Genomic DNA, 22,543 nt, shown 5'->3' on the forward strand with positions numbered 1-22,543 from the left:
AAATCCTATTCGGCAGCTCGCGCGAGAGGCATCACACGAAGAGGTCGCTTCGGAATCGGTAATGGTTGGGCGAAGGGCGATGCAAGCGCTCGTCCGCGCAGACGGGTCAGGCGTGCTTCTCACCGATCGCCGGATCAAGGCGCCCGCCGAGTGGGGCGAGGTTCTGTTGTGCCACAACCTTGAGGCATTCCTTGACGGCGGCACCGACACGCTCACTGGGGAATGGATTTCGCCCCAGGCTGCAAAACCTCAAGCGCAGGATTTGACGGCTGCGTCTGCGGTGTGCCAAGCCGTCATTTCGGCTTGGGTCGGGGCTTTTACCTTTCGCGAGGAACAACGCAGCGCAGACAAGATCGTCGAGACCGGCCTTCGTCCGCCGCAAGTTGGGGCCTTGTTTGGAGTACTGTCGCACTGGAAGGCCAGCAGCGCTCCCGCCACCGTTGTAATGCCAACCGGCACGGGCAAAACCGAGACGATGCTTGCGCTCCATGCCCGTGAGCGCATCGAACGACTGTTAGTCATCGTACCTACTGGAGCGCTTCGCGACCAGATCGGCGAGAAGTTTCTGACAATGGGCCTGCTGAAATTGCTTGGAGCGCTAGATACCGCCGCGCCGCTTCCTGTTGTCGGTTTACTCGAGCACAAGCCACGCGACAGCGACGAGGTGGATGCTATCTTCCGCAGCTGCAATGTCGTCGTCACAACAATGGCTATTGCCGGCCAATGCAGCGAGACCGTGCAGAGCCGGATGGCCGAGTTATGCACCCACCTTTTTATCGACGAGGCGCACCACATTTCTGCGCGCACTTGGTCGACGATGCGGGACCGATTCATCCTGCGCCATGTCGTTCAGTTCACTGCCACACCCTTCCGTAACGACGGCAAGCACGTCGACGGCAAACTCGTCTTCAATTATCCGCTGCGAAAGGCGCAGAGCGAAGGCTACTTTAAGGAAATTGGCTTCTCGTCAGTTGATGAGATCGATCAGGACGAAGCCGACTTAGCCATTGCTGAGACGGCGATTGCCCAGTTGGCTGCGGACCAGGCCGCGGGCTTCAAGCACTTGGTCATGGCGCGATGCGCTGACATTCCGCGCGCACGAAAGGTCCACGAGATTTACCAGCGCTTGGCGCCCGAACGCGCGCCAGTGCTTCTCAACAATAAAGTTCCCGCGGGCGAGAGAAGTGAGCGCCTTGCCCGGCTCCGCCGGGGCGACTCGCATATTGTCGTGTGCGTCGATATGCTTGGAGAAGGGTTCGACCTACCCGAACTTAAGATCGCGGCAATCCACGATCCCCACAAAAGCCTTGCCATCACCTTGCAGTTCACTGGGCGATTTACGCGCTCACGCTCGGACCTTGGGGACGCGACAATGATCGCCAATATCGCCGACCCTGGCGTCGGCGAGGCGCTCCAAGACCTTTACGCCGTCGATGCGGACTGGAACATGCTGCTGCGCGATCTCAGCGAAGGGGCAAACAACCGGCAAGCCCGTCGATCGGAATTCTTGGACGCATTCCAAGATGTCCCGGACGCGGTGTCGCTACGCAACATCTTCCCCAAAATGAGCGCCGTCGTCTATCGCACCAAGGTGCAGCGCTGGCGGCCGGAGCAGGCGTTGTCGGTCATGGGCAATACCGAGATACATGCGGGACCGACCATTAACGAGCGCGATAAGGTGCTGCTTTTTATCACCCGAGAATACGATCCGGTGGCTTGGGGCGATGTGCGTGATATCCGTAACACCGAATGGCATCTGTATCTCATTCACTGGGATGAGCAACTCGGGCTTCTCTATATCAACAGCTCGAACAAGAGCTCGACACACGAAGAACTGGCGCAGGCTGTCGGGGGAGCTGAGGCAACGATTATCAAGGGTGAGCGCATCTTTCGTTCGCTTCACAACGTCAATCGTCTGGTTCTAACCAATCTGGGCCTCAGCGACGTGATCAACGAACGACTTCGTTTTAGCCTCCACGTCGGGTCCGACATCACCGATACGCTTCCCGAAGCGCTCCGTCTCAATAAGCGCAAGACGAACCTGTTCGCCCATGGCTATCAGGATGGGGTACGCGTCACCGTCGGTTGCTCGCAAAAAGGTCGGGTATGGTCCATGTCGACCGCTCAGGATTTGGCCGCGTGGGTTGACTGGTGTCACGCAATGGGCGCGAAACTGAGCGACGAGGCGATTTCGACCGCCAACGTCTTCAAGAACGTCATCCTTCCAGTGGATGTCGCCGAGAGGCCCGCGCTCGTTGCGCTTTTGATCGACTGGCCCGAGGAATTCCTTAAGCGCTCTGAGGACGCCATTCTCGTCACCATCGATGGCGAGCAAACGTCCTTCTTCGATACCGAATTGCAAATCACCGATTTCACCACAGATGCGCCCATTCGCTTCCGCATCGTTACTCCGGATAAAATTGCCGATTACGAACTTCGGTTTACGTCCGAGGGGGTTAATTACGTGCCGACCGGGGCATTCGACGCGCAGATCCGCATCGGGCGCACCACCCGCTCGCTCGGCGACTGGTTCCGTAGGGAACCGCCGGCGATCCGGTTCGCAAATGGCGGTTACCTCGAAGGCACCGAGCTTTTCGTGCCTCCGGCCGGCGCGGGCCGCAATCCCTTTGACCGAGACAGAATTGCGGTTTGGGATTGGACGGGCGTCGACATCACCAAGGAGTCACAGCACGTCGAGAAACGCGCCGACTCCATTCAGCGCCGCCTGCTCGACTCTTTGCTCGCCGAAACAACTGCGGACGAATTTCCTATCATCTTCGACGACGATGACGCAGGCGAAGCCGCCGACGTCGTATGTATTGGTGTGCGCGATGGTAGACTTGTCGTTCGGCTCTACCATTGCAAATTTGCCGGCGGCCAGGCCGGCGCGCGCGTGGAAGACCTATACGCGGTCTGCGGGCAAGCTCAGCGAAGCACGCATTGGCGCGGGATGGTCCCCGAGCTCTTCAAGCACCTGCGCCGCCGTGAGGAAGGCCGCAAGTCGCGGATGGCGAAAGCCGGGCGTGCTCACGTTACTCGCTTTGAACGCGGCGATGTCAAAGTACTTCGGGATTTAGACAAGCAGGCGAGGCTGCTGATGCCCGAATTTAAGGTCTACATCGTGCAGCCAGGTCTTTCCAAGGCCGGCCTTGTCACACGGCAACTCGATCTTCTTGCCGCCACCGATCTATATCTGACGGATACGTCCGCCATCCCGTTGCACGTTATCGGCAGCGCATAGGCGTCCTCGGCCGCTTGAAGGCGGTCGGCTTTTGGGGCCGAATTCTAAATAGCCGCCACTCCGCTGACCGGTGATCACTCGGCAGCGAGCTCTTCCTCGGGCGTATATTCGTCCATAACGGGAGCCTCAGCGGCATCTTCAGTCGCAGCCGCTGCCGAAACTGCTGACTTGCTTGATAGCTTGGGAAGTCGCTGGTCTGCGGCTTCCTTTTGGAGCTGAGCGAGGCGAACGTCAGCGTTGTCGCCGGACAGGCCCGCCGTGGTTCCAACTGCAAGATAGCGGCCCGCTGCCGCCTCTGACGCAAAGTAATCGAGCTCGCTCTGATTGAAATAGCTCACATCTGCATCAGCCATCCTCACCGCGGCCTGATCGAACGCGCCGCAGCGGTCGAGAGTCGACCAACTGAAGTCCTTTGCTAGAGAGGCAAAGCAGTTGGTGCTATAGATTTCGGCGCCTCCTTCGACCGCAGACTTGGCAACTTTTTCATAGTGATCGAACCCGGCCGCGATCGCCTTGGAGCTGAGCGGCTCGATCACTGGCTTACCCGCTGCATCGACCGGCGCGGCCACCGACATGGATTCCACTGCTTCGGACGCGGCGTTCTTTTTTTCGGAGCAAAAGGAGACCGACAATATCAGTCCGGCGATGATCGCTATCGCCCAACAACCCGCGTTGTTGCCTTGCGGTGTTTCCGCCCCCGTCACTTGGATTTGCGCCCGCCCCCAAACAATATGTGGAGATAGTTTAGCTTGAACCTCTCGCTATGCCCAGACTAAAGTCTGTACCGGGGGAGGCGCTGCAATTGGGCAAATATAGAGTCGCGCATGCCGATGAAGAGCGGGCATCCTTTGCCGATGCCCTAACATGGCTCGTGAAATTTTATCCCGACCTGCTAGTCGAGCGGCTCCCCGAGCATATCGAAATTACATCGCAGACGCGCAGCGCCGATGCGATAGCGCTCATCTGGAAAGCAACTTTGCTGACCGAGATGAACCGCCATATGTCGGGCGACCGGCGGCGTCAGGATCTCGCGGAGCTCGTTCGCTGATGCTCGCCTCCTCGCCCGTGCGGTATCGTGCGATCGCCGACGAGCGGGTCCTCCATGTCTCCGACACCGGCGAATTCTTCGCGAGCGGCGGCGATTTTCTGGGGCGCCTGTTGGCCGGCGGCGCCACGCCCGCCGACGAAACATTCCTCGTCGACCGCGGCCATATGGTCCGCCGCGAAGAGCCTTTCTGGGGAACGGCGCGGCTCTTCAATCTCGCGCAGCGCTGGTCGCGCACCGGCGGGCTCGACTATCTAATCCTCGTGCCCACCTTGCGGTGCAATCTCAGCTGCTCCTATTGCCAGGTCTCGCGCGTAACCGACAAGGCGCAGGGGTTCGACTGGTCGGACGCGACGCTCGCCGCGGTGATGGGCTTCATCGACGCGCTGCCGACGGACCATATCAAGATCGAGTTCCAGGGCGGCGAGCCGACGCTGCGCCCCGATCTCATCCAGGCCGTGATCGAGCGCTGCGAGCGGTTCGAACACAAGCAGTTCGTCGTCTGCACCAATCTCCAGGCGATCGACGAGACGCTCTGGTCGATTTTCGACAATGAACATCTTTACATCAGCACCTCGCTCGATGGCACCGAGGCCACGCACGCGAGCCAGCGCACCGGCGAGCGCACGACCATCTTCCTCGAAAATCTCAAGGCGGTCATCGCGCGCTACGGCCCCGAGAAAATATCGGCGCTCCCGACGATCGACCCGAAAGCGCCGCCCGCGATCGACGCGATCATCGACACCTACAAGAACTTCGGGCTCGACAGCATCTTCCTGCGTCCGATCAATTATCAGGGCTTTGCAAGGAAGCGGCACCGCTATTCGCGCGAGCTCGACGCGAGCTGGAACGCCTATCACCGCGCTTTCGTCGAGCTGATCATCGAGCGCAACTGGGAGGACCGGACGCGCATCCTCGAGGAGACCTATTTCAGCATTTGTCTCCGCCGTATCTTCCAGCCGCGCGCCGACCGCCACGTCGACCTTCGAAACCCGAACCCGCTCGGAGTCGACTATCTTGTAATCGACCATGACGGCACCCTCTATCCGACCGATGAAGCGCGCATGCTCGCGCGCTCGGGCGTCGTCGATCTTGGCCTCGGCAAGGTCGGCGACGACTGGAAGGGCGAGACGTGGGAGCTGCTCAACGGCCATTGCAGCAACGCCTTCGACCCCGCGTGCGAGCGCTGCGCCTATCAGCCCTTCTGCGGCAAGGACGTCATCGACGATCTCGCGCGTTACGGCACGATCGACGTCGACCGCACCGAGACCGCCTTCTGCCAGAGGCATCTCGCCATCTTCGACCATATCTTCGAGCTGATCTATCGCGGCGACGAGCGGGTGAACTATTCTCTCAGCCGCTGGCTGCGGCTGGACGGCACGGCGGCCACGTTCGGAGAGCAGGCCGCATGATCCCCCTCCTCCTCCCGGCCACGAGCGAAGCTCGCCGCCCCTTTGTCTGCCGTGTCCAGGACAGCGCGGACAATCTCAGTGACGCGGCCGACGCACTCATCGTCGGCAGCGACGTCGCCGAATATATGCTGAGCGGCCGCGATGGCGTCTTCGCGGTGGGCCGCGGCGGCACGCAAAGCCTCGCGGGCGACGTGTTGCTTGTCGATCCCGAGAATGGACGCGCCGAGCGCATCTTCCGCCATGGGTCGCGGCATAACACGCTGCTCGTGACCGAGCGTTGCGACCAGCTCTGCGTGATGTGCTCGCAGCCGCCGAAGAAGACCCATGTCGACCGCTTCGCCTATTTCGAGGAGGCGTGCCTGCTCTCGGCCAAGGACAGCGTGATCGGCATCTCGGGCGGCGAGCCCACGCTCTACAAGGAGGAGCTCTTCCGTCTCATCGAGCGCACCGCCGAGGTGCGGCCCGACGTCGGTTTCCATATCCTCAGCAACGGCCAGCATTTCACCGCCGATGACATCGAGCGCCTCAGGCAGCCAGCCTATCGCAACATGATCTGGGGCATCCCGCTCTACGCGCCCAACGCGCCGCTTCACGACGAGATCGTCGGCAAGGCCGACGCATATGCGCGGCTCCTCGAGAGCTTCGCGGTCCTCATGCGCGCCGGGGCCAGGGTGGAACTCCGCACAGTGCTGCTGTCGCCGAACGTCGCCAGCCTGCCCATGCTCGCGCGCTTCATCACGCGGCATCTCGGCTTCATCGAATGCTGGTCGATCATGCAGCTCGAGAATATCGGCTTCGCGAAGAACCGCTGGTCGAACCTCTATGTCGATCACCGCCGGCATTTCGGCGAGATCGCCGCCGCGATCGACACCGCGCAGATGCGGCATGTCCCTGTCCGCCTGTTCAACTTCCCGCGCTGCACCGTGCCCGCGAACTACCGCGACCTCGCCCCTGCTTCGATCTCGGACTGGAAACGCAAATATGCGCCGGCGTGCGAGGGCTGCAACGAGCGCGAGGCGTGCGCGGGTTTCTTTGAATGGCATCCCGATGCCGACATCGGCAGGGTGACGCCGCTATGAGCCGGACCTTCCTCATCGCCTCGCTAGTGGCCGCAGGGTTCGGGAGCCGCGACCCGCTCGCGCCCGATGTCCTCAAAGCAACCACCGCGACCGACGACCGCGGCAATGGTACGACGCTCTATGAGACCTTCCGCCAAGACCATAGCATCACGCTGGCCGACCACCGCAGCCACCGGAGCCATAGCAGTCACAGCAGCCATCGATCGAGCAGCGGGGGCCATTATTCGCACAGTAGCCACAGCAGCCATACGAGCCACCGATCGAGCACGGGCGGCAGCGGGGGCAGCTATGATCCCGCGCCAGTCTATTCGCCGCCCCCCTCGTCTAGCGGCTCGTCTAACGACAACTCGGGATCGACCTATCAGGGCGCGACGCCCTCGACCCTCTACAGCTCGCCCGACGCGGCGAGCAGCGAACCGCTAAAGGCCCTCCCCGGCCGCTCCGAATTGTTCAAGACGATCGTCAAGCGCGTCCAGATCGCGCTGCTCGCACACGGCGTGTTCAGCGGCACCATCGACGGTGATGTCGGCCCGGCGACGCGCAAAGCGCTCCGCGCCTACCAGTCCAAATATGGCCTGAAAACGACAGGAACCATCACTCCTGAGACCCTCGACTCTTTGAAGGTATCGAGCTCGCCCTAGGCACCTCACACATTTTCGCGGCAGAAACTCGGATCGAACCCATCAGATGCGGCGCACTCAATTAGGAAGAACATCATGAGCGACATCCCCGATTTTCTGACCGCGGGCGAAGCTGCCCGTTTATTCCCGGTGCTGTCAGAAAATTCGAAGGAAGGGCGGACGCTATCGATCTTCCTCGCTTGCCTCGAGAATGTCGGCGAGTTTGGCCGGGTATTGCTCGGAGGGCTTGGCGCAAAGGCAGGCGCGCGCGCCAAGATCGACACGTTCACCGAGGTCGTTCTCAAAAAAACTTCGCCCGACAAGAGCGAGCGGCCAGACGGGCTGATCATGTTGCGCAATGGCGGCAAAGTCTGGACTGCGCTTGTCGAAGCGAAGGTCGGCACCAACGACCTCACCAATGCCCAGATCGAAGGCTATCTCGCGCTAGCCCGGATCAATGGCATCGACGCGGTCATAACCTTGTCAAACCAGTTTACCGCTCTCCCGACGCACCATCCTCTCACTATCAACTCCAGCCTGACAAAGAAGGTCGGCCTGTTCCACTGGTCGTGGGGCTATGTGATCACGCAAGCACAGTTGCTTCGCGAGCAAGGCGCAGTAGCGGATCGCGAACAGCAAATCTTGCTGGCGGAGCTTCAACGCTTTCTTCTGCACGGTTCTTCCGGCGTGAAGGAATATGATCAAATGCCGGCAGCCTGGTCCGAGATATGCGCCCAGGTTGCTGCCGGAGCGGGCGTACCGGCGAAACATCCTCTTGCTCAGGATGTCGTCGGCGGGTGGCATCAGGCGCTCGACAGGATGATCGCGACACTCAGCCGCCAGATCGGCAAGCAAGTAAAGCTGACCTTGAGTGGGGACGAGGCAAGTGACCCGGCCAAGCGCCTGAAGGGCGCGCTCGCATCGCTTTCCGCAGGAAATTGTCTGAAAACCGAAATCGCAATTCCCGGCGCCGCCGCGCGCATTCAGATTGCAGCCGACCTTCCCAAGAGGACGCTCGCATTCGGGATGCGGCTTAAGGCACCAGCCGACAAGAAATCAACCAAGGCGAGACTGTCCTGGCTCTTGCGCCAGCTCGCGAGTGCAGAACCCACCGACCTCTATGTCCGTCTCGGCTGGCCAGGTAGTTCGCCATCCACACAATATCCGCTTTCGGCCCTGCGCGCCGATCTCGATATCGCTTCGCAAGACCGCCCGGGCATGGCGCCACATGCATTCGACGTGCTGCTCGTACGCGACCTTGGCGGCAAGTTCAGCCAGCGAAAGAATTTCGTCAGCGAATTGTTGCAGGTCGCGAGCCAATATCATGCGAACGTCGGGGAACACCTGATTGCATGGCAGGCCAAGCCCCCGAAGATATCCGAGGACAGGCGAACGCCAGGTTCGGTCAGCACGGAGGCCATGCGCGATGAGATCGAACAGGAAGCGCTACAAAGGTCGGGAGCTTGATGACGCCTTCCGTCCATAAACCCCCTAACTCCAGGCTGGCAATCAGGGACGATGACGACGTCTCATACGATGTTAGCTGCTTGTGCGCGCAATCACGACGCGCCGAAACCTGGTCATGAACGGTTTTCGCATTATCTCTCCGGACAGCTCGCACTGGGCCGGCTGGGTTGATGCAGCTCTTGGTCGGCACGCCACGCGTCGACAAATCGGACTCGATTTCCACCAGAGATTGCTGGCGGCTGGCCGCATGCCACTCCTGTGTTGGCATCATGTCGAGGAGTTGCTTTGTATTGACGATGCTGAATGGGCCCGGCGAAGGATCGATTTTATCCAGGGGCTTCCGCACATCGCGTTCATCAGATTTCCGCAAGACACACAGAGCCTAGGGTCGATTGTCGACATATTGTCCGCAGAAGCTGCTGCAACGCTCGAAGGTTCAAATGATCTCGAAACTATTCGAGACTCCGCGCGAAGGGTGATGTTGCATTTCGGGACGGGAGAAGATGGGCTTGGCCAATTCACCTGGGTTTGGGAAGTTGTGCGTCAGGACTGCCTGCGAAAGCGCGAAAGGGCAAAGCTGATAGCGGCCACACGGAGCATGAAGCTGTTCGACGATCAACGAACCGTGGGCGAAATCGCGCGAGGTTCGATACGGAACCTCGAAAAGCAAATGGTCAGAAAGCGCCATATGCGTGGAGAGATATTAGACCATATTCAGACCCGAGGCGACCGGGAGATAAGCGATCCTGCCTCCATGACCGCTGCGTTCATGAGCCCGGTCGAAAGCTTCGAGATACCGCCCCAAATGGAGGTCCGCGACTTGTTGGTGGCAGCGCTAACAGAGCAAGGGCTCGATGCCGACGAGGTCCGCGACGACTCCGTCATGGCTGATCTGAACGAGCTTGCGCTCTTTCGCTCGCGCATGAAAATCGTTGCCGATAATCTTGGGCGCCCATTTGAGGATCTCAAGGCGCTCGACATGAAGATCCTGCCGAGTTGGCGTATCCAGAAGGCCCTGCAGCGTCACGGACAAGACCGTCAACGAAGCGCGGGAAGTGACGTTGTCGACGGTGATCTCGCAGCGCTCGCCCCATATGTCGACGAACTCTTTGTCGACAAACGCACATTGGAAGATTTCCGCCGCGTTCGGGCGCAGCCTGACTCGATCGTCGACCTGATAGGAGGTGTCAGAAAGGCTGCCCGCTTCGAACAAGTTGCGAAAGCAATCGACTGATCGGGTGCCCACCCCATCAGCGTCTGGACTATCCGTCTTCGAGACCAGCCACCGGTCGGAATTCAGAGGCTGATCGCGGCACTTGGACCTGTCCAGATGGAAAGACTATCAAGGCAATGAACAATGATTCGCATCCTGCCCAAGACTAAGAGCGCCAAATCATGAGACCGCAAAGCCAGCCTGTCTATTTCACTCGATTGGAACTCGAGAACATTCGATCGTTCGGGACGCGCCAATGTTTCGACTTGCTCGACGCGCATGGGCGCCCGGCACAATGGACTCTTATCCTCGGCGATAATGGTGTCGGCAAAACCACACTTCTCCAGTGCCTGGCGCGTATGCGTCCTGTCGTCAACGAGGCGCCGGACGATGACGACGGCGCCGTACCCCATCCGGTGGAACCCGAACTCTTTCGCGAAGAGGACAACGCGACCCTCAAGGCATACACTCGCTCCGGCACGGATGGACCTGCGTCGCTGCGGGCAGAATTGATTGCTGGAGCAACATTTGACGGATCGGGCCGCCGCAAGCGGCGCAAAATTGTCACCGCCATCGAAATTACGCGATCGAAGGGGCGGATCAAGGATGTGATCCCGACCGCCGATTTTCCCGGAAAACCAGTGGAGCCCCTTGTCCTCGCATATGGCGCTGGAAGACACATGGGCCGAGCTAATCTGGAGCGTTCGTCGGGCAAGGGCCAAATCGATTCCCTGTTCGACGCGGCTGCCGAGTTGTTCGATCCCGAAGAGACTCTCTCTAGGCTGGACTATCTGAGGCTGAAGAAACGCGAGAATGCGAAGTCGAAGCTTGCCAGCCTTAAGGCCTTGTTGGTGGAGATCTTGCCCTATCTTGACCATCCCGACGACATCGACATTCGCGGCCCGCGCCTACCCGGCACGGACGACGACGAAGGAGGCGTCTGGATCAAGACGCCGTTTGGCGTTGTTCCAATCACCCGCATGAGCCTGGGCTACCAGACCGTCATGGCGTGGACGGCCGATATCGCTTGGCGGCTACTTAACCACTATCCTGACTGTCCCAACCCGTTGCTTGAGCCAGCGATCGTGATCGTCGACGAAATCGATCTTCATTTGCATCCTCAGTGGCAGCGGTCGATCCGGCGGCATCTGACCACGCATTTCCCGGCGGTCCAGTTCATCGCGACGGCGCACAGCCCGCTGATGGCGCAGGATGCTCTCGACACCAACCTCGCGGTTCTGCACGCCGACTGCGGCGAAGTGGCGATCGTCAGCGATCCTGCAGTTGTCAAAAACTGGAGGCTCGACCAGATACTGACCAGCGAGTTGTTCGGCTTAGAATCGGCGCGCCCGATCGCCGTCGAGAAGGTCATTGAGCGGCGCAATGCCTTAGCGACCAAATCCCGACTGAGCGCCGAGGAGAGCACCGAACTCGCACAGCTCAATGCACAGGTCCACAACCTGCCCACGGCCGAGCGGGAGGAAGACCAGCGCGCCATGGATATCATCCGGCGCGCGGCGGCGGCGATCGGCCAGCCCGGCACGCAATGATCCGCGTTGCGAAGCCGGAAACGCCGGCCAAGCTTGCCGAAGGCATCGTTCTGACTGCTGCGGATTGCGCGCTCTATGATGAAGATGCGATGCCGTATGATAGCGGCGTGCTGGCATTTGAGATCGATTCGAAAATATATGGCCACGCGCAGGTGAAGGACGTGCTTCGAACCGCGCAACACAGCAAATGCTGCTTTTGCGAAGGCATTTTCGAAGCTAACGCCGCAGCAGATGTCGAGCACTTCCGGCCCAAGAAATATTCGCAGCAAGCCAGGCGCCAAGCCAAACTTTATCCGGGATATTATTGGCTCGGATATATCTGGGAAAACCTCTATTATAGCTGCCAAGTCTGCAACCGCAGCCACAAGAAGAATTTTTTCCCGCTCGCCGATCCCGGGCAACGCGCCCTAAACCATCATGGCAGCATCGCCAACGAAGCTCCGTTGATCCTCGATCCCAGCGGGCCACTGGATCCGCGCGATCACATCCGCTTTGCGGATGAAGTTGCCGTCGGGACCACTGTTCAAGGGCGGACGACTGTCGATTATGTAGCGCTCAATCGCCTGCCATTGATCGAAGCCCGGCTTGAGCTTTATCAGACACTCGATCTGCTGCGCAAAATTGCAGCAATGCCCGAAGATGGTGCCAACGCGGAAGCGCTCGAGGCAATTCAAGACGCCGGGGCGTTCCTCCTCGAGGCGGTCCTTCCGACCTCCAAGTTCAGCGCGATGGCGTCGGACATGCTCGCACCCCCAGCCGCTTAACTGAAGTCTAGCCAAGTCGTGACCAGGCGGGCGCCCGTGGGCGTCAGGGCTGGCGAGGCCGCAAGGTCTGCGATGCAGGACATCTCCTGCAAGATTTCGTGACGGCGATTCTCGACATAGGCCAATGTGCTTGCGCCATCGGAGCAAGCGCTATCCAAAGTCCCGAGCCAGTCGAAAATTGCTCGAAAAACGAAGAGGCCATGGACGAGTCCACCGATCGGCCGGACGGTGCCCTGCCAAGGCGAATAACCCGATGCATCGGACTCGCCGACCAATGGCTCACCGGCCTCGAATAGCGAAAGTTGCAGGTGCATCGCTTCGTGGAGGATTGATTCGGCGAGGCGCAAAGCCGCGTGCTTTTCGCCCGTCGGGATCGACAGAAAGACCGAGAACGGCACGTCCGGGTCCGAATGGCTGGTATCAAAGCCCTCACCGCACGGAACCAACGCATGCACGCTCCGGACCAGTACGCGGACGGCATCCCTCAATTGATCCCCATGCCTCAAGAGTTGGACGGCCTCGCGGAAGAGCGCAGCTTCCACCTCGCCTGGGAGCGTCTCGGCAAGGACAAGCGCCAGCCCCTCATAACGTTGACGTGCGGGACCTGTCAGCAATTCGAACTGCGCCGAATGCTGCAGGATCGGAACTGTGGCCGGGCCGTCACTCGTTGCCAGACCCAACCAGGACGCGGTGCTGTAACCAGTCGCGAGGCGCGCTGCATGGGATCGCTCGAAGCTGACCGCAAGATTGGCGGCGAGCCCAGGCTGCCATGAGGCAGGCCGGCTACTCGGCCTATGCAGCGGGAAGGGCATGAAAGGAATAGACGAGGGTATAGCGTTCGCCGCCATGCATGCGCGATACCGCATGGTGCGATTCAGGCCCGATCTCGAATCCGATGCCGGTCCCGCTGACAGGGCGCAAAATGCGATGAATGTCCGCTGCATCGAAACTGTTGAAGAGCATGAAGAAGCCGCCATCGGCGTCATCGAGTCCGCGATTGAGCTGAACTGTGAGGCGGTGCGTTTCGCCGCCATCAAGAAAGTCATTGTGGATCGCGATGCGCTGACCTGGGACGAGCTTGTGTGCGACAAGCTCGACCTGCCGCGAAATCTTCACTCCAAAATGATTGCCGATAGCAGCTGTCAGCCAACCGATTGCATCGCTCGAAACCAGATGTTCCGCAATTTCGGGCGGGCAAGCGTCAAAGAGGCTGAACTCATATTGCTCGTAAAAGTCATGTTCGACGAGTTGCCAAGGCGCATCGCCTTCGAACCAATCAAGCAAGGCCGACTCCAAGGCCGGTTCGATGCAGTGGTCGGCTACAAAATACGGAAATGGCGTTCGTGCGTGCTCGCAAATCGCAAGCGGCGATGCCGCGATAGCCGTGTCCTTCACGACGCCCTCTAGCGGTTGTGCCGGTGATACGTACGGTTGTAAGCGGTCGCCGCCATGGGAGGCACTTCGTTTCGAACCTCGTCGACGAGCCTGCGAAGGGCGACGCTGCTCGCCAGATTGAGGTCAAGCGTCGCAGGAGATTCGCTGCGGCCGACAGCGGGCGTTTCCAACATAAATTGATTCCTCTTCAAGCAGCTTGTGCCGCCATACGCGCGATGACGCCACGCATTTCGGCGATAAGGTGACGCTGATCGGCACAGAAAACGGTCGGGTTATCGAAACCGCGCTCGGCACTCCAGCGGTGAGCGACCATGCCGCCGCCGCAAATCGCCAGATCCGCGCAGTTATGGCACTGGTCGGCCAAGGTTCGCTGCTGACGATAATAGTGATCGAAGGCAGGGCTTGCCAGAAAATCCTCCAGCGGATCTGTGAGGATTGACCAGGCCTTCTCAAAGCGATCAGCACCCGGGTGGGCGACTTTAAGGGTGTCATTCTTGTCGATCCGGCCGTCGGGTTCGATAACCAAAATCCCGTAGTCGGTATTGCCGACGCCTTCCTTCTGACTCTGTCCGCCGAGGATCAACCGCATCATGTCGTCGAGAATCCGTACTCGCGGCGGGGCCGGGTCGGCAAGATAGAGGGTGAGAAGGCCCGAAAGCCAGCGCCCGTATTCGACTGCGTCAGACGTCGCCTTTCCGAAGGGAAGCTGATCCCAGTTGCCATCGCGAACAAGAAAATCGAGGCTGGGTGCACCGGTTGCCTTGAGCGCTGCGTAGACATCGGCAGGGTCACTCGAAGGGTCGATCACCGCCAATACGCCGGCGAACAGCGGACTTGCGTCGGGGCGGCTCGTCAATCGTTCGATCCCCGCGGTGACGCGGGCATGCGAACCTGAATTCGAATGATCGGTGCGGAAGCGGTCGTGGACGACTGCGGGGCCGTCGATACTGATGGAAATACCGACGTCATAGGCGACCAGCACGTCGATTATCGCGTCGGCAAGGAGCACGCCGTTGGTCTGCACATGGATCCCACAGGGATGCGGGAGCTCAGCGCGGAGCGCTTCACACAATCTCGCGAGGCGCGTCGCACCCAGCATCAACGGCTCACCGCCATGAAGCACGACACTGAACGGTGTCTGCTGGCGCCTGTATTGCGCGCCAAGGTTCACCGCGACATGCTTGATAATTTCATCGGACATCAGTTTGGGCTGCGTGCGCCAACTGTCATCGCCCATATGATAAACGTAGCAATAGCCGCAATCGAGGTTGCAGCGGCTAGCCACTTTAAGAAGGACCGTGTCGACGGTCCTATTCTGCCCGTCGATTGCCTGGATTGTCACCGATTATGACGGTTGTGGGTGCGGTTGTACCCGCGCACCGTCGAAAGCGTTCCCCCGAACGTCACCTCCTCAACCAAACGCTTCAAAGCGACGCTCTTCAAAGTCAAATCCAAGCCAGCTATGCTGGGCGCGGGGTGCTTGATATCCATATAGAAGCCTCCTCATTCACAGAAGCCATGATAGCAGGTTTCGAGATAGCGGCAAAGAATAAAGCTATTCAATATCAATATAGTAATTCAAATTAAATATCGTTCACTATAATCGAGATCAAATTTCATTGATGAAATTTCTTAGACCGAAAGAATAAATGATAGAATTTTACATAGGCAATTATGAATAATTATCTCGTCTATAATTCAAATATCTCCACATTCCACATAGCTTTCTAATTTTTGTCGCAAATTTTGAAACAAGTGCACGATGTATTCTATATGGAGCTGAATGTATGACTGCACTATTCAACCTATGTTCCGATTGTGGCGGTAGCGGGCGCTGGTTTGACATGCCACAAGCAAAGCGGCAGCGTCCCTACGGCGAAATGGGCCCTTCTCATTGCACAAGCTGTGACGGATGGGGCTTGGTTCCCACGAACGAAGGTCGACCGATCTTCGACTTGGTCGACGCGATGCGCCGAAGTCCAAAGTGGCGCTAGAGACGGTTCGCTGCCGCCCAGCTAGGATTGCTATTCATGAACAAAACCATGCTCGATCCCGACGAGTGTTTCGCGGCGTCGCTCCAACATGCGGCTCCCATGAGCTTCATAATCCCGACCGCCAGCTACACGCATCGCGTGCTTGTCGTGTCATCAGAAGGGCAAAGCTATGCGCTCTTTGTCGATGGACCGCCCGACTTCAGGTTTCATTTCTTGGAATGCGCGGATCGATGGGCGGGCCTTCATGTGCCGGATGTACGCATCGAGCTGGACCCGGCGAGCATTGTCTTCACCGACGGTCAATGGCCGCCGCTTGGGTCGCTGACGCGCCACGGCGAGAATCTCAATGTGCAGACGAGCAGGCTCGATCGCAGATCCGGAGGTTTTAGTGTCGCGATGACAATAATGTCGGGACTTCCGACGGGAGACGGCCATGAGAAGGCCTGCTTCTCCCGATGGCAGATTGTCGTTGGTGAGGGCGACAAGAAGCGTGTGCTTCACGAGGTACAAGCCGATATTCCCGAGGCGCTTTAGCTTCCAGCTGCAGCTTAACCGCTCGAAGTTTCAACGCACATCGTAGATCGGCTTCCTCTACTGCGGAGACAAAAAGTGGCGAAAAAGAAAGTCCGGATCTTCTACTCGTGGCAGAGCGATTCACCGTCCGAGACCAACCACAATGGCATCCGCAACGCACTTCGCAAGGCGATGCGGCAGCTCAAACCGCAATATCCAGACCTCACTCTCATCCTCGACGAAGCCACGCGCGAGACGTCGGGATCCTTCAACATCGCTACCGAAATCATCGAGAAGCTAGGACGCGCCGACATCGTGATCGCCGACATCACCAGCGTCACCTCACCTCGCGCAAAGCGGCCCTGTCCTAATCCGAATGTAAGCTACGAACTCGGCTATGCCGTCGGGCAGGTAGGCTGGAACCGAATTATTCTCCTGTTCAACACCGCGCTGGCAAAATTTCCGGGGGACCTGCCGTTCGACTTCAACCAGAACCGCGCCTCACCCTATGCTTTGAAGGAGGGAGCGTCGCCGACCGACCGTGAGAAATTGGTCGGCCTCGCCTTCGTGTCGATCAAGGCCGTCCTCGACCTCAATCCGAAACGCCCGTCCGAGCTGAAGGGGGTGCCACGGGAGAAGATCGAGCACGATCATGATGTGAAGAAGATGAAATGGCTGATGGAGTCGCTCCATCTTCCGACAATCGACGAACTCATCGAGAATATCCCGCAGCGGATCAGCAACCGCTCGATCTGGCATTGGGAGAATTTCAACGGGATCGTCGAAAATAGCCTGTTCGAACTTTACGATCCGGCGCTCAAGAACCTGGTAGCGCGCTTCCACCGCGCTTGGCTCCGCGCGCTGTCGCACGACGAGCATTATGTCGACAACAAGGGTAGCACGGCTTCGATCTTCCACCACGAACATCGCCAGGCGCTGCGCGGAGACGAGAAAGGTGCCTGGGCTGATATTCTCGACGCCCGGGAGGAAATGCGCTTCACCCTCGACGCCATTCTGGAAAGGCTACGCTCCGCCTATCACAAGGTCGACATCTCGAAGTCCAACCGGAAGGCGCATCGTGGCTATATCGAGCAATACACCGATCCGCCGCCAAAAAAGGGCAAGGGGCGCGACCGCAAGAAGAAGTGAGATCAGATACAGGATGCGCCGAACGCCTTGTGGATATCGCCGGCCGGGATCGACGACAATCGTCGGTGTTTGCAAGATGGATGACGTCGCCTTCGCGGCAGCTTTCGGGCACCGCCAGCTCACACCCGGAACGGCCGACATCGGGCGCATAGCGGTCAGATAGTCCGTCCACGAATATTGTCGCTCAGCAGGCGGATTTGCAGCCTGGGGCCATTCAGCAGCGTAGCACTCTATCGACCGCCGCGTCATGCCTCCAACCGGAATATTGGGCCTTTACCGTCGAGCCGAAGCTCGTGGATCATGTCGATCCTTGCTCCATCCCAGTGATAGCGGAAATGCCGCGCCTGCACCGGCTTCGAAACAACGTCCGGCCAGAAGGCGGCGATACACTCTCCACCTGGGTCGCGAACCGATGGATAGACGATCCCGTTGGCGCCGTCGTCACGGCGCTGGTGTGCGAAGGCCTGCGAAGGTGCATAATCATTCGGAGCAAGCAGAGCTTTGAAGCCATCTCCCCTGACATCGACGAATTCGGAATTCACTGCCCCGACCAACTCGCGCATGTCGGAAATCCAGCCGGGTTCGTCGCGGGTATCGGCGAGGCGCTGCGCCTGATGATATGTGACTTCGGCGACCGCCGTCTCGAAATCGCTTGCGGCATAATAGGCGCCGAAGCTGCCGTCGTGGAACCGGCCCGGCCTGTCGGGCGAGCAGTGGGTAAAAGGTGCCATGACATAACTCGCGCCGGGGCCGGACACGCGGCGTTCGACTGGCACGAGATCGAGATTGCCGATCGTTTCGGAGATCCGGGGATTGGTTCGCGCCTCGGCCGCCGCCAGCAACTCCCAATCCTCGGGATCGGCCAGATCCTCGAACAGGTCGATCGGCGGATATTTGCTCTCGATCAAGCGGACAGCGGACGGCCAATCGACAGGGGACAGCGGCGCATCGGGCATCCGCGTGTCACCATGCACCGCGATAGCTGTCGAGATAGCGGCGCACGCGCATCAGGTCGGTGAGGTGGCCACCGAGCATGACGTCGAGTGCCGAGCGATCGCCGAAGGCGCGGTTGGGCGCCTTGATCCAGCGATAGCCGCGCTCTGCCTCGGTATAAAGGAGGCGGAGCGCCTTGTGGATGCCGATCAGATTCGAGAGGCGCGCCGCCAGATCGACGTTCCAGCGGCCATATTCGCCCTGCTTCCAGCGCTGATAGGTCCGCACCGCGATATCGCCGAGCAGGGTTGCCGCTTGGGCGTCCGTGACACCCCAATGATCGAACAAGCGGATCACGGCGCGTTGCATCGCATGGACTTCTTCGGTCGAGAAGTCCGGGGCAGGGGGAAGGGCCGGACCCTTGATTGCGACCAATTCCATGCTCAGCCTCCTTCGTCAATTGGCGTATATATGTCGTTATGACGCCAATTGTCAATATATGCTATGGAGCCTCTTCTCAATCCCGTCGCAAATGTCCCGAACATCCAGTTCTCGCGGAACCATGCGATTCTCGGAGCAGCGCCCCGATGTGGCAGGCGGATTATCGTCATCGTCGAGCCGGGAGTGTGGGTGACTTCCTTCAACTTCGCCGAGCTTCCCTAAAACCGTAATGTTCAGGTCGCGCCGTTCCCCCGATTTTTATCGGCATGAACAGGGGCGCCCGTCCGCCCCTTGCGGAGCGGAACATGACCCCGACCAAATTGCTCATCGGACAGATCTTCGTCGTGTTCGGAATCGTCTTCGCGGGCATCTGGACAGCGACGCAGTGGGCAGCGGCGATGCTTGGCCATCAACCGCAGCTCGGCGCGCCGTGGTTCGACGTCGCCGGGATCGCCGTTTATCGGCCGTGGCAGATATTCGCCTGGTGGTATCATTACGACGCCTATGCGCCCGACGTCTTCGACAAGGCTGGGGCGCTGGCGGCGGCGAGTGGGTTCGTCGGCTGCGGGGCGGCGATTTTCGGCTCGTTATGGCGGGCGCGGCAGCAGCGGCTGGTGACCACTTATGGTTCGGCGCGCTGGGCGACGTCGCGGGAGATCGACCGTGCGGGCCTCACCGGCGATGCAGGCGTCTTCCTCGGCCAGTTTCAGCATAGCTATCTGCGTCATCACGGACCCGAGCATGTCATGGCGTTCGCGCCGACGCGATCAGGAAAGGGCGTCGGGCTCGTCGTCCCGACCCTGCTGAGCTGGACCGGATCGGCGGTGATCCACGACATCAAGGGCGAGAACTGGCAGCTGACTGCGGCCTGGCGCGCGCGATTTTCGCATGCCTTGCTGTTCAACCCGACCGATGGACGCTCGGCGCATTATAATCCGCTTATCGAGGTGCGCCGCGGCGCGCATGAGGTGCGCGACGTGCAGAATATCGCCGACATTCTTGTCGATCCCGAAGGCGCGCTCGAACGGCGCAATCATTGGGAAAAAACGTCGCACGCGCTGCTCGTCGGAGCGATCCTGCATGTCCTCTACGCCGAGGAGGAGAAGACGCTCGCGCGCGTCGCGACCTTCCTCTCGGATCCGCAGCGGCCGTTCACCGCGACGCTCAGGCGGATGATGGCGACCAATCATGTCGGCACCACGGACGCGCCGCAGGTCCATCCGGTTGTCGCCTCGGCCGCCCGCGAACTGCTCAACAAATCCGACAATGAGCGCAGCGGCGTGCTGTCGACCGCGATGAGTTTCCTCGGCCTCTACCGTGACCCGACTGTGGCCGAAGTCACCTCGCGCTGCGACTGGCGCATCGCCGATCTTGTCGATGGGGAGCGCCCCGTCTCGCTCTATCTCGTTGTCCCGCCGTCGGACATCAGCCGGACCAAGCCGCTCATCCGTCTGATCCTCAACCAGATAGGCCGCCGGCTCACCGAGAAGCTCGACGATCGCCGCTCGACGGTGCGCCGGCACGAGGTGCTGATGATGCTCGACGAGTTTCCGGCACTGGGGCGGCTCGACTTCTTCGAGACCGCGCTCGCCTTCATGGCCGGGTACGGCATCCGCGCTTTCCTGATCGCGCAGAGCCTCAACCAGATCGAGCGCGCCTATGGCGAGCATAATTCGATCCTCGACAACTGCCACGTCCGCGTCGCCTTCGCGACCAACGACGAACGCACCGCGCGGCGGATCTCCGATGCGCTCGGCACCGCCACCGAACAGCGCGCGATGCGCAACTATGCCGGACACCGGCTCGCGCCCTGGCTCGCGCATGTGATGGTCAGCCGTCAGGAAACCGCGCGGGCGCTGCTCACCCCCGGCGAAGTCATGCAGCTGCCCGCCACCGATGAGCTTGTGCTCGTGTCCGGGATGGCGCCGATCCGCGCCCGGAAGCTGCGCTATTATGAGGACAGCAATTTCGCGGGGCGGGTCGCGGTGCCGCCCGCGCTCGCCGATGGTCGCTATGCCGACTGCCCGCCAGCACGGGCGAATGAATGGGGTCGTTTCGTGCGTCTGCGCGATGCGCGGCTCGAACAACGCGCCGGTGCCGTCATGGACGAGCTGGATGAAGGCGGCCTCGAACGCCAACGCCATCCCGGTTTCGGCGAGGATGTCGGGGCCAGGACCGAGCAGGCGCCGCAGCCCGAGGCCATTCCCGCCGAGCAGGATGACGGTGACCTCGCCGCCGACCAGCGCGTCATGGAACGCGCGCGCGGCCTCACCCCGGCGGTGCGGGCCTATGGCTTCGACCAGGGCACTAGCCCGCAGCTGCCGCTGGGGCTGTGATCCGATGAAATTCCGGCAAAATCTTTACCTCGATATCAAGCTCAGCGACGCGCTCGAAGCGCTCGCGGCGAGCCCGGGCGCGACCAAGAGCGGCATCGTCAGCGACGCGCTGGCGGCTTATCTCGCGCGGCGCGGCGCGAAGGAGGTCGACGACCTTCTCAAGGTTCGTCTCGACCGCATGTCGCGCGACACACACCGAATTGCGCGCGACATCGAGGTGCTGCTCGAGAGCCTGTCGCTGTTCATCCGCTATCAGCTCAGCGTCACCGCGCCGCTTGCCGAGGCCGATCATGCTGCGCGCGCGGTCGGGCGTGAGCGGTTCGAGGCTTTTGTCGCGCAGGTTGGCCGACAGATCGCCGGAGGAACGCGTTCGATCGGTCCGGCGAAAGACGGAGGCATGATGCCATGAGCGAGACGCTTTCTGCCGGGCGTCGCCGCGCGATGCTGTGCACCGCGATGGGACCGACCATCGCCGCGGCACTTGCCGACCCGCTGACCCAGGAAATCATGGTCAACCCCGACGGGGTGCTGCGCATCGACCGGCTGGGAGAAGGGCGCATCGATAGCGGCACCCGTTACGATCCGGCGCAGGTCGAGCGTATCATCCGCCTTGTCGCCAGCCATGCCCGCACCGAAGTCCATGCCGCCGCGCCGATCGTCTCGGCCGAACTGCCGCCGCATGGCGGCGGGGCGGGCGAACGCTTCGAAGGCGTGCTGCCGCCGGTCAGCCTTGCACCCTGCTTCTCGATCCGTAAGCCCGCGGCGCGCATCTATACGCTGCTCGATTATGTCCACGGCGGTATCATGTCCGCCGACGCTGCGCGCATCCTGTCGATGGCGGTGGTCGAACGGCGGAACATCCTTGTCGTCGGCGGCACGAGTTCGGGCAAGACGACGCTCGCCAACGCCCTGCTCGCCGAGATGGCCGACCTCGACGAGCGGGTGATTTTGATCGAAGACACGCGCGAGCTGCAATGCCCGGCCAGCGACGTCGTCGCGTTGCGCACGCGGACGGGCGCCGTCTCGATGGCTGACCTTGTCCGTTCGACGCTCCGGCTGCGCCCCGATCGCATCATCGTCGGAGAAGTGCGCGGCGCCGAGGCGCTCGACATGCTCAAAGCGTGGAATACCGGGCATCACGGCGGCATTGCGACCGTCCATGCCAATTCCGCTCTTTCGGCGCTCTATCGGATCGAAAGTCTCGTCCAGGAAAGCGTCGTCACCGTGCCGCGGCGCCTGATCGCCGAAGCCATCGAGGTCATCGTCTTCATCGCGGGCCGCGGGCTCGCACGGCGCGTCGAAACCGTCGCGCGCGTCGCCGGCCTCGATCCCGACGGCGGCTACGGCATCGTCGATCTCATCCCCTCGTCATTTACAGCAGGAGCTTGAAC

The 22,543-nt window shown here is 60.5% G+C and carries 22 protein-coding genes; 14 read left to right on the top strand and 8 right to left on the bottom strand.

Annotation, left to right across the window (positions count from 1 at the left end; genetic code table 11):
* The first annotated feature begins 79 nt into the window (after positions 1-79).
* Complete coding sequence (locus CVO77_RS17145; RefSeq protein WP_158258114.1) at positions 80-3,241, top strand: DEAD/DEAH box helicase; 3,162 nt, start codon at positions 80-82, stop codon at positions 3,239-3,241.
* 74 nt (positions 3,242-3,315) lie between these two features.
* On the opposite strand, the gene CVO77_RS17150 is transcribed toward CVO77_RS17145, so the two are convergent.
* Complete coding sequence (locus CVO77_RS17150) at positions 3,316-3,945, bottom strand: hypothetical protein (RefSeq protein WP_146130898.1); 630 nt, start codon at positions 3,943-3,945, stop codon at positions 3,316-3,318.
* A 167-nt stretch (positions 3,946-4,112) separates the two neighbouring features.
* On the opposite strand from CVO77_RS17150, the gene CVO77_RS17155 reads away from it, so the two are divergent.
* The 8 genes from CVO77_RS17155 to CVO77_RS17190 all read left to right on the top strand — a co-directional run bounded on the left by CVO77_RS17155 (position 4,113) and on the right by CVO77_RS17190 (position 12,391).
* A complete protein-coding gene (locus tag CVO77_RS17155; protein WP_158258115.1) occupies positions 4,113-4,289 on the top strand; it encodes a hypothetical protein in 177 nt (58 codons plus the stop codon).
* Positions 4,289-5,698, top strand: coding sequence for a His-Xaa-Ser system radical SAM maturase HxsB (gene hxsB / locus CVO77_RS17160; protein ID WP_106000102.1), 1,410 nt, complete (start codon positions 4,289-4,291; stop codon positions 5,696-5,698). Before CVO77_RS17155 ends, hxsB begins: the two co-directional genes overlap by 1 nt.
* Positions 5,695-6,777, top strand: coding sequence for a His-Xaa-Ser system radical SAM maturase HxsC (gene hxsC, locus CVO77_RS17165; protein WP_106000103.1), 1,083 nt, complete (start codon positions 5,695-5,697; stop codon positions 6,775-6,777). Before hxsB ends, hxsC begins: the two co-directional genes overlap by 4 nt.
* Positions 6,774-7,418, top strand: coding sequence for a peptidoglycan-binding protein (locus CVO77_RS17170; RefSeq protein WP_158258116.1), 645 nt, complete (start codon positions 6,774-6,776; stop codon positions 7,416-7,418). The genes hxsC and CVO77_RS17170 overlap by 4 nt, the downstream gene beginning before the upstream one ends.
* Before the next feature lie 75 nt (positions 7,419-7,493).
* Complete coding sequence (locus CVO77_RS17175; RefSeq protein ID WP_106000104.1) at positions 7,494-8,864, top strand: hypothetical protein; 1,371 nt, start codon at positions 7,494-7,496, stop codon at positions 8,862-8,864.
* A gap of 115 nt (positions 8,865-8,979) precedes the next feature.
* Positions 8,980-10,098 (top strand): hypothetical protein, encoded by a 1,119-nt coding sequence (locus CVO77_RS17180; RefSeq protein WP_106000105.1) that lies wholly within the window; start codon positions 8,980-8,982, stop codon positions 10,096-10,098.
* A gap of 197 nt (positions 10,099-10,295) precedes the next feature.
* Positions 10,296-11,627, top strand: coding sequence for an AAA family ATPase (locus CVO77_RS17185; protein WP_158258117.1), 1,332 nt, complete (start codon positions 10,296-10,298; stop codon positions 11,625-11,627).
* Complete coding sequence (locus CVO77_RS17190; RefSeq protein WP_106000107.1) at positions 11,624-12,391, top strand: HNH endonuclease family protein; 768 nt, start codon at positions 11,624-11,626, stop codon at positions 12,389-12,391. The genes CVO77_RS17185 and CVO77_RS17190 overlap by 4 nt, the downstream gene beginning before the upstream one ends.
* On the opposite strand, the gene CVO77_RS17195 is transcribed toward CVO77_RS17190, so the two are convergent.
* The 5 genes from CVO77_RS17195 to yhhA (CVO77_RS21350) all read right to left on the bottom strand — a co-directional run bounded on the left by CVO77_RS17195 (position 12,388) and on the right by yhhA (CVO77_RS21350) (position 15,277).
* Positions 12,388-13,071: an aKG-HExxH-type peptide beta-hydroxylase gene (locus CVO77_RS17195; protein WP_158258118.1), complete on the bottom strand. Its 684-nt coding sequence runs from the start codon at positions 13,069-13,071 to the stop codon at positions 12,388-12,390. The two genes, CVO77_RS17190 and CVO77_RS17195, sit on opposite strands and share 4 nt — an antisense overlap.
* A gap of 112 nt (positions 13,072-13,183) precedes the next feature.
* The gene (gene yhhC / locus CVO77_RS17200; protein ID WP_106000109.1) at positions 13,184-13,786 is read right to left on the bottom strand and encodes a cyclophane-containing peptide 2OG-Fe(II) oxygenase YhhC; all 603 of its coding nucleotides are present in this window, start codon (positions 13,784-13,786) and stop codon (positions 13,184-13,186) included.
* Between the two features lie 8 nt (positions 13,787-13,794).
* Complete coding sequence (gene yhhA / locus CVO77_RS21860) at positions 13,795-13,959, bottom strand: YhhA family cyclophane-containing RiPP (RefSeq protein WP_338061524.1); 165 nt, start codon at positions 13,957-13,959, stop codon at positions 13,795-13,797.
* Positions 13,960-13,973: 14 nt separating this feature from the next.
* Positions 13,974-15,128 (bottom strand): cyclophane-forming radical SAM/SPASM peptide maturase YhhB, encoded by a 1,155-nt coding sequence (yhhB, locus tag CVO77_RS17205; RefSeq protein ID WP_275541957.1) that lies wholly within the window; start codon positions 15,126-15,128, stop codon positions 13,974-13,976.
* Entirely contained in the window at positions 15,125-15,277 is a 153-nt protein-coding gene (yhhA, locus tag CVO77_RS21350; RefSeq protein WP_158258119.1) for a YhhA family cyclophane-containing RiPP, read from the bottom strand. Before yhhA (CVO77_RS21350) ends, yhhB begins: the two co-directional genes overlap by 4 nt.
* 539 nt (positions 15,278-15,816) lie before the next feature.
* On the opposite strand from yhhA (CVO77_RS21350), the gene CVO77_RS17210 reads away from it, so the two are divergent.
* Together CVO77_RS17210 and CVO77_RS17215 are read left to right on the top strand one after the other, a co-directional pair.
* Positions 15,817-16,314: a hypothetical protein gene (locus CVO77_RS17210; protein WP_106000110.1), complete on the top strand. Its 498-nt coding sequence runs from the start codon at positions 15,817-15,819 to the stop codon at positions 16,312-16,314.
* 75 nt (positions 16,315-16,389) lie between these two features.
* On the top strand, positions 16,390-17,442 hold the full coding sequence (locus CVO77_RS17215) for a hypothetical protein (protein ID WP_106000111.1): 1,053 nt from the start codon (positions 16,390-16,392) through the stop codon (positions 17,440-17,442).
* A 245-nt stretch (positions 17,443-17,687) separates the two neighbouring features.
* Here CVO77_RS17215 and CVO77_RS17220 read toward each other — a convergent pair whose 3' ends face one another.
* On the bottom strand, positions 17,688-18,398 hold the full coding sequence (locus CVO77_RS17220) for an RES family NAD+ phosphorylase (RefSeq protein WP_106000112.1): 711 nt from the start codon (positions 18,396-18,398) through the stop codon (positions 17,688-17,690).
* Between the two features lie 7 nt (positions 18,399-18,405).
* A complete protein-coding gene (locus tag CVO77_RS17225) occupies positions 18,406-18,744 on the bottom strand; it encodes an antitoxin Xre/MbcA/ParS toxin-binding domain-containing protein (protein ID WP_106000913.1) in 339 nt (112 codons plus the stop codon).
* 377 nt (positions 18,745-19,121) lie between these two features.
* Here CVO77_RS17225 and CVO77_RS17230 point away from each other — a divergent pair, with 377 nt between their 5' ends.
* Genes CVO77_RS17230 through trbB form a run of 3 tightly spaced genes read left to right on the top strand, consistent with a single transcriptional unit; the run spans position 19,122 to position 22,541 of the window.
* Complete coding sequence (locus tag CVO77_RS17230; protein WP_106000113.1) at positions 19,122-21,152, top strand: conjugal transfer protein TraG; 2,031 nt, start codon at positions 19,122-19,124, stop codon at positions 21,150-21,152.
* Positions 21,153-21,156: 4 nt separating this feature from the next.
* Positions 21,157-21,561, top strand: a complete 405-nt coding sequence (locus CVO77_RS17235; protein WP_106000114.1) for a CopG family transcriptional regulator — start codon at positions 21,157-21,159, stop codon at positions 21,559-21,561.
* Entirely contained in the window at positions 21,558-22,541 is a 984-nt protein-coding gene (trbB, locus tag CVO77_RS17240; RefSeq protein WP_106000115.1) for a P-type conjugative transfer ATPase TrbB, read from the top strand. The genes CVO77_RS17235 and trbB overlap by 4 nt, the downstream gene beginning before the upstream one ends.
* The last annotated feature ends 2 nt before the right edge of the window (positions 22,542-22,543 follow it).

Source organism: Sphingopyxis lindanitolerans, from assembly GCF_002993885.1.
Lineage (GTDB): Bacteria > Pseudomonadota > Alphaproteobacteria > Sphingomonadales > Sphingomonadaceae > Sphingopyxis > Sphingopyxis lindanitolerans.

Excerpts from the sequence above, each read along its gene's own strand:
- trbB (WP_106000115.1), top strand. The coding sequence starts at position 21,558 with ATGAGCGAGACGCTTTCTGCCGGGCGTCGCCGCGCGATGCTGTGCACC.
- CVO77_RS17175 (WP_106000104.1), top strand. The coding sequence starts at position 7,494 with ATGAGCGACATCCCCGATTTTCTGACCGCGGGCGAAGCTGCCCGTTTA.
- CVO77_RS17145 (WP_158258114.1), top strand. The coding sequence starts at position 80 with ATGCAAGCGCTCGTCCGCGCAGACGGGTCAGGCGTGCTTCTCACCGAT.
- yhhA (WP_158258119.1), bottom strand. The coding sequence starts at position 15,277 with ATGGATATCAAGCACCCCGCGCCCAGCATAGCTGGCTTGGATTTGACT.
- hxsC (WP_106000103.1), top strand. The coding sequence starts at position 5,695 with ATGATCCCCCTCCTCCTCCCGGCCACGAGCGAAGCTCGCCGCCCCTTT.
- CVO77_RS17220 (WP_106000112.1), bottom strand. The coding sequence starts at position 18,398 with ATGCCCGATGCGCCGCTGTCCCCTGTCGATTGGCCGTCCGCTGTCCGC.
- hxsB (WP_106000102.1), top strand. The coding sequence starts at position 4,289 with ATGCTCGCCTCCTCGCCCGTGCGGTATCGTGCGATCGCCGACGAGCGG.
- CVO77_RS17230 (WP_106000113.1), top strand. The coding sequence starts at position 19,122 with ATGACCCCGACCAAATTGCTCATCGGACAGATCTTCGTCGTGTTCGGA.
- CVO77_RS17235 (WP_106000114.1), top strand. The coding sequence starts at position 21,157 with ATGAAATTCCGGCAAAATCTTTACCTCGATATCAAGCTCAGCGACGCG.
- CVO77_RS17180 (WP_106000105.1), top strand. The coding sequence starts at position 8,980 with ATGAACGGTTTTCGCATTATCTCTCCGGACAGCTCGCACTGGGCCGGC.
- CVO77_RS17210 (WP_106000110.1), top strand. The coding sequence starts at position 15,817 with ATGAACAAAACCATGCTCGATCCCGACGAGTGTTTCGCGGCGTCGCTC.
- CVO77_RS17190 (WP_106000107.1), top strand. The coding sequence starts at position 11,624 with ATGATCCGCGTTGCGAAGCCGGAAACGCCGGCCAAGCTTGCCGAAGGC.
- CVO77_RS17170 (WP_158258116.1), top strand. The coding sequence starts at position 6,774 with ATGAGCCGGACCTTCCTCATCGCCTCGCTAGTGGCCGCAGGGTTCGGG.
- yhhA (WP_338061524.1), bottom strand. The coding sequence starts at position 13,959 with ATGTTGGAAACGCCCGCTGTCGGCCGCAGCGAATCTCCTGCGACGCTT.
- CVO77_RS17225 (WP_106000913.1), bottom strand. The coding sequence starts at position 18,744 with ATGCAACGCGCCGTGATCCGCTTGTTCGATCATTGGGGTGTCACGGAC.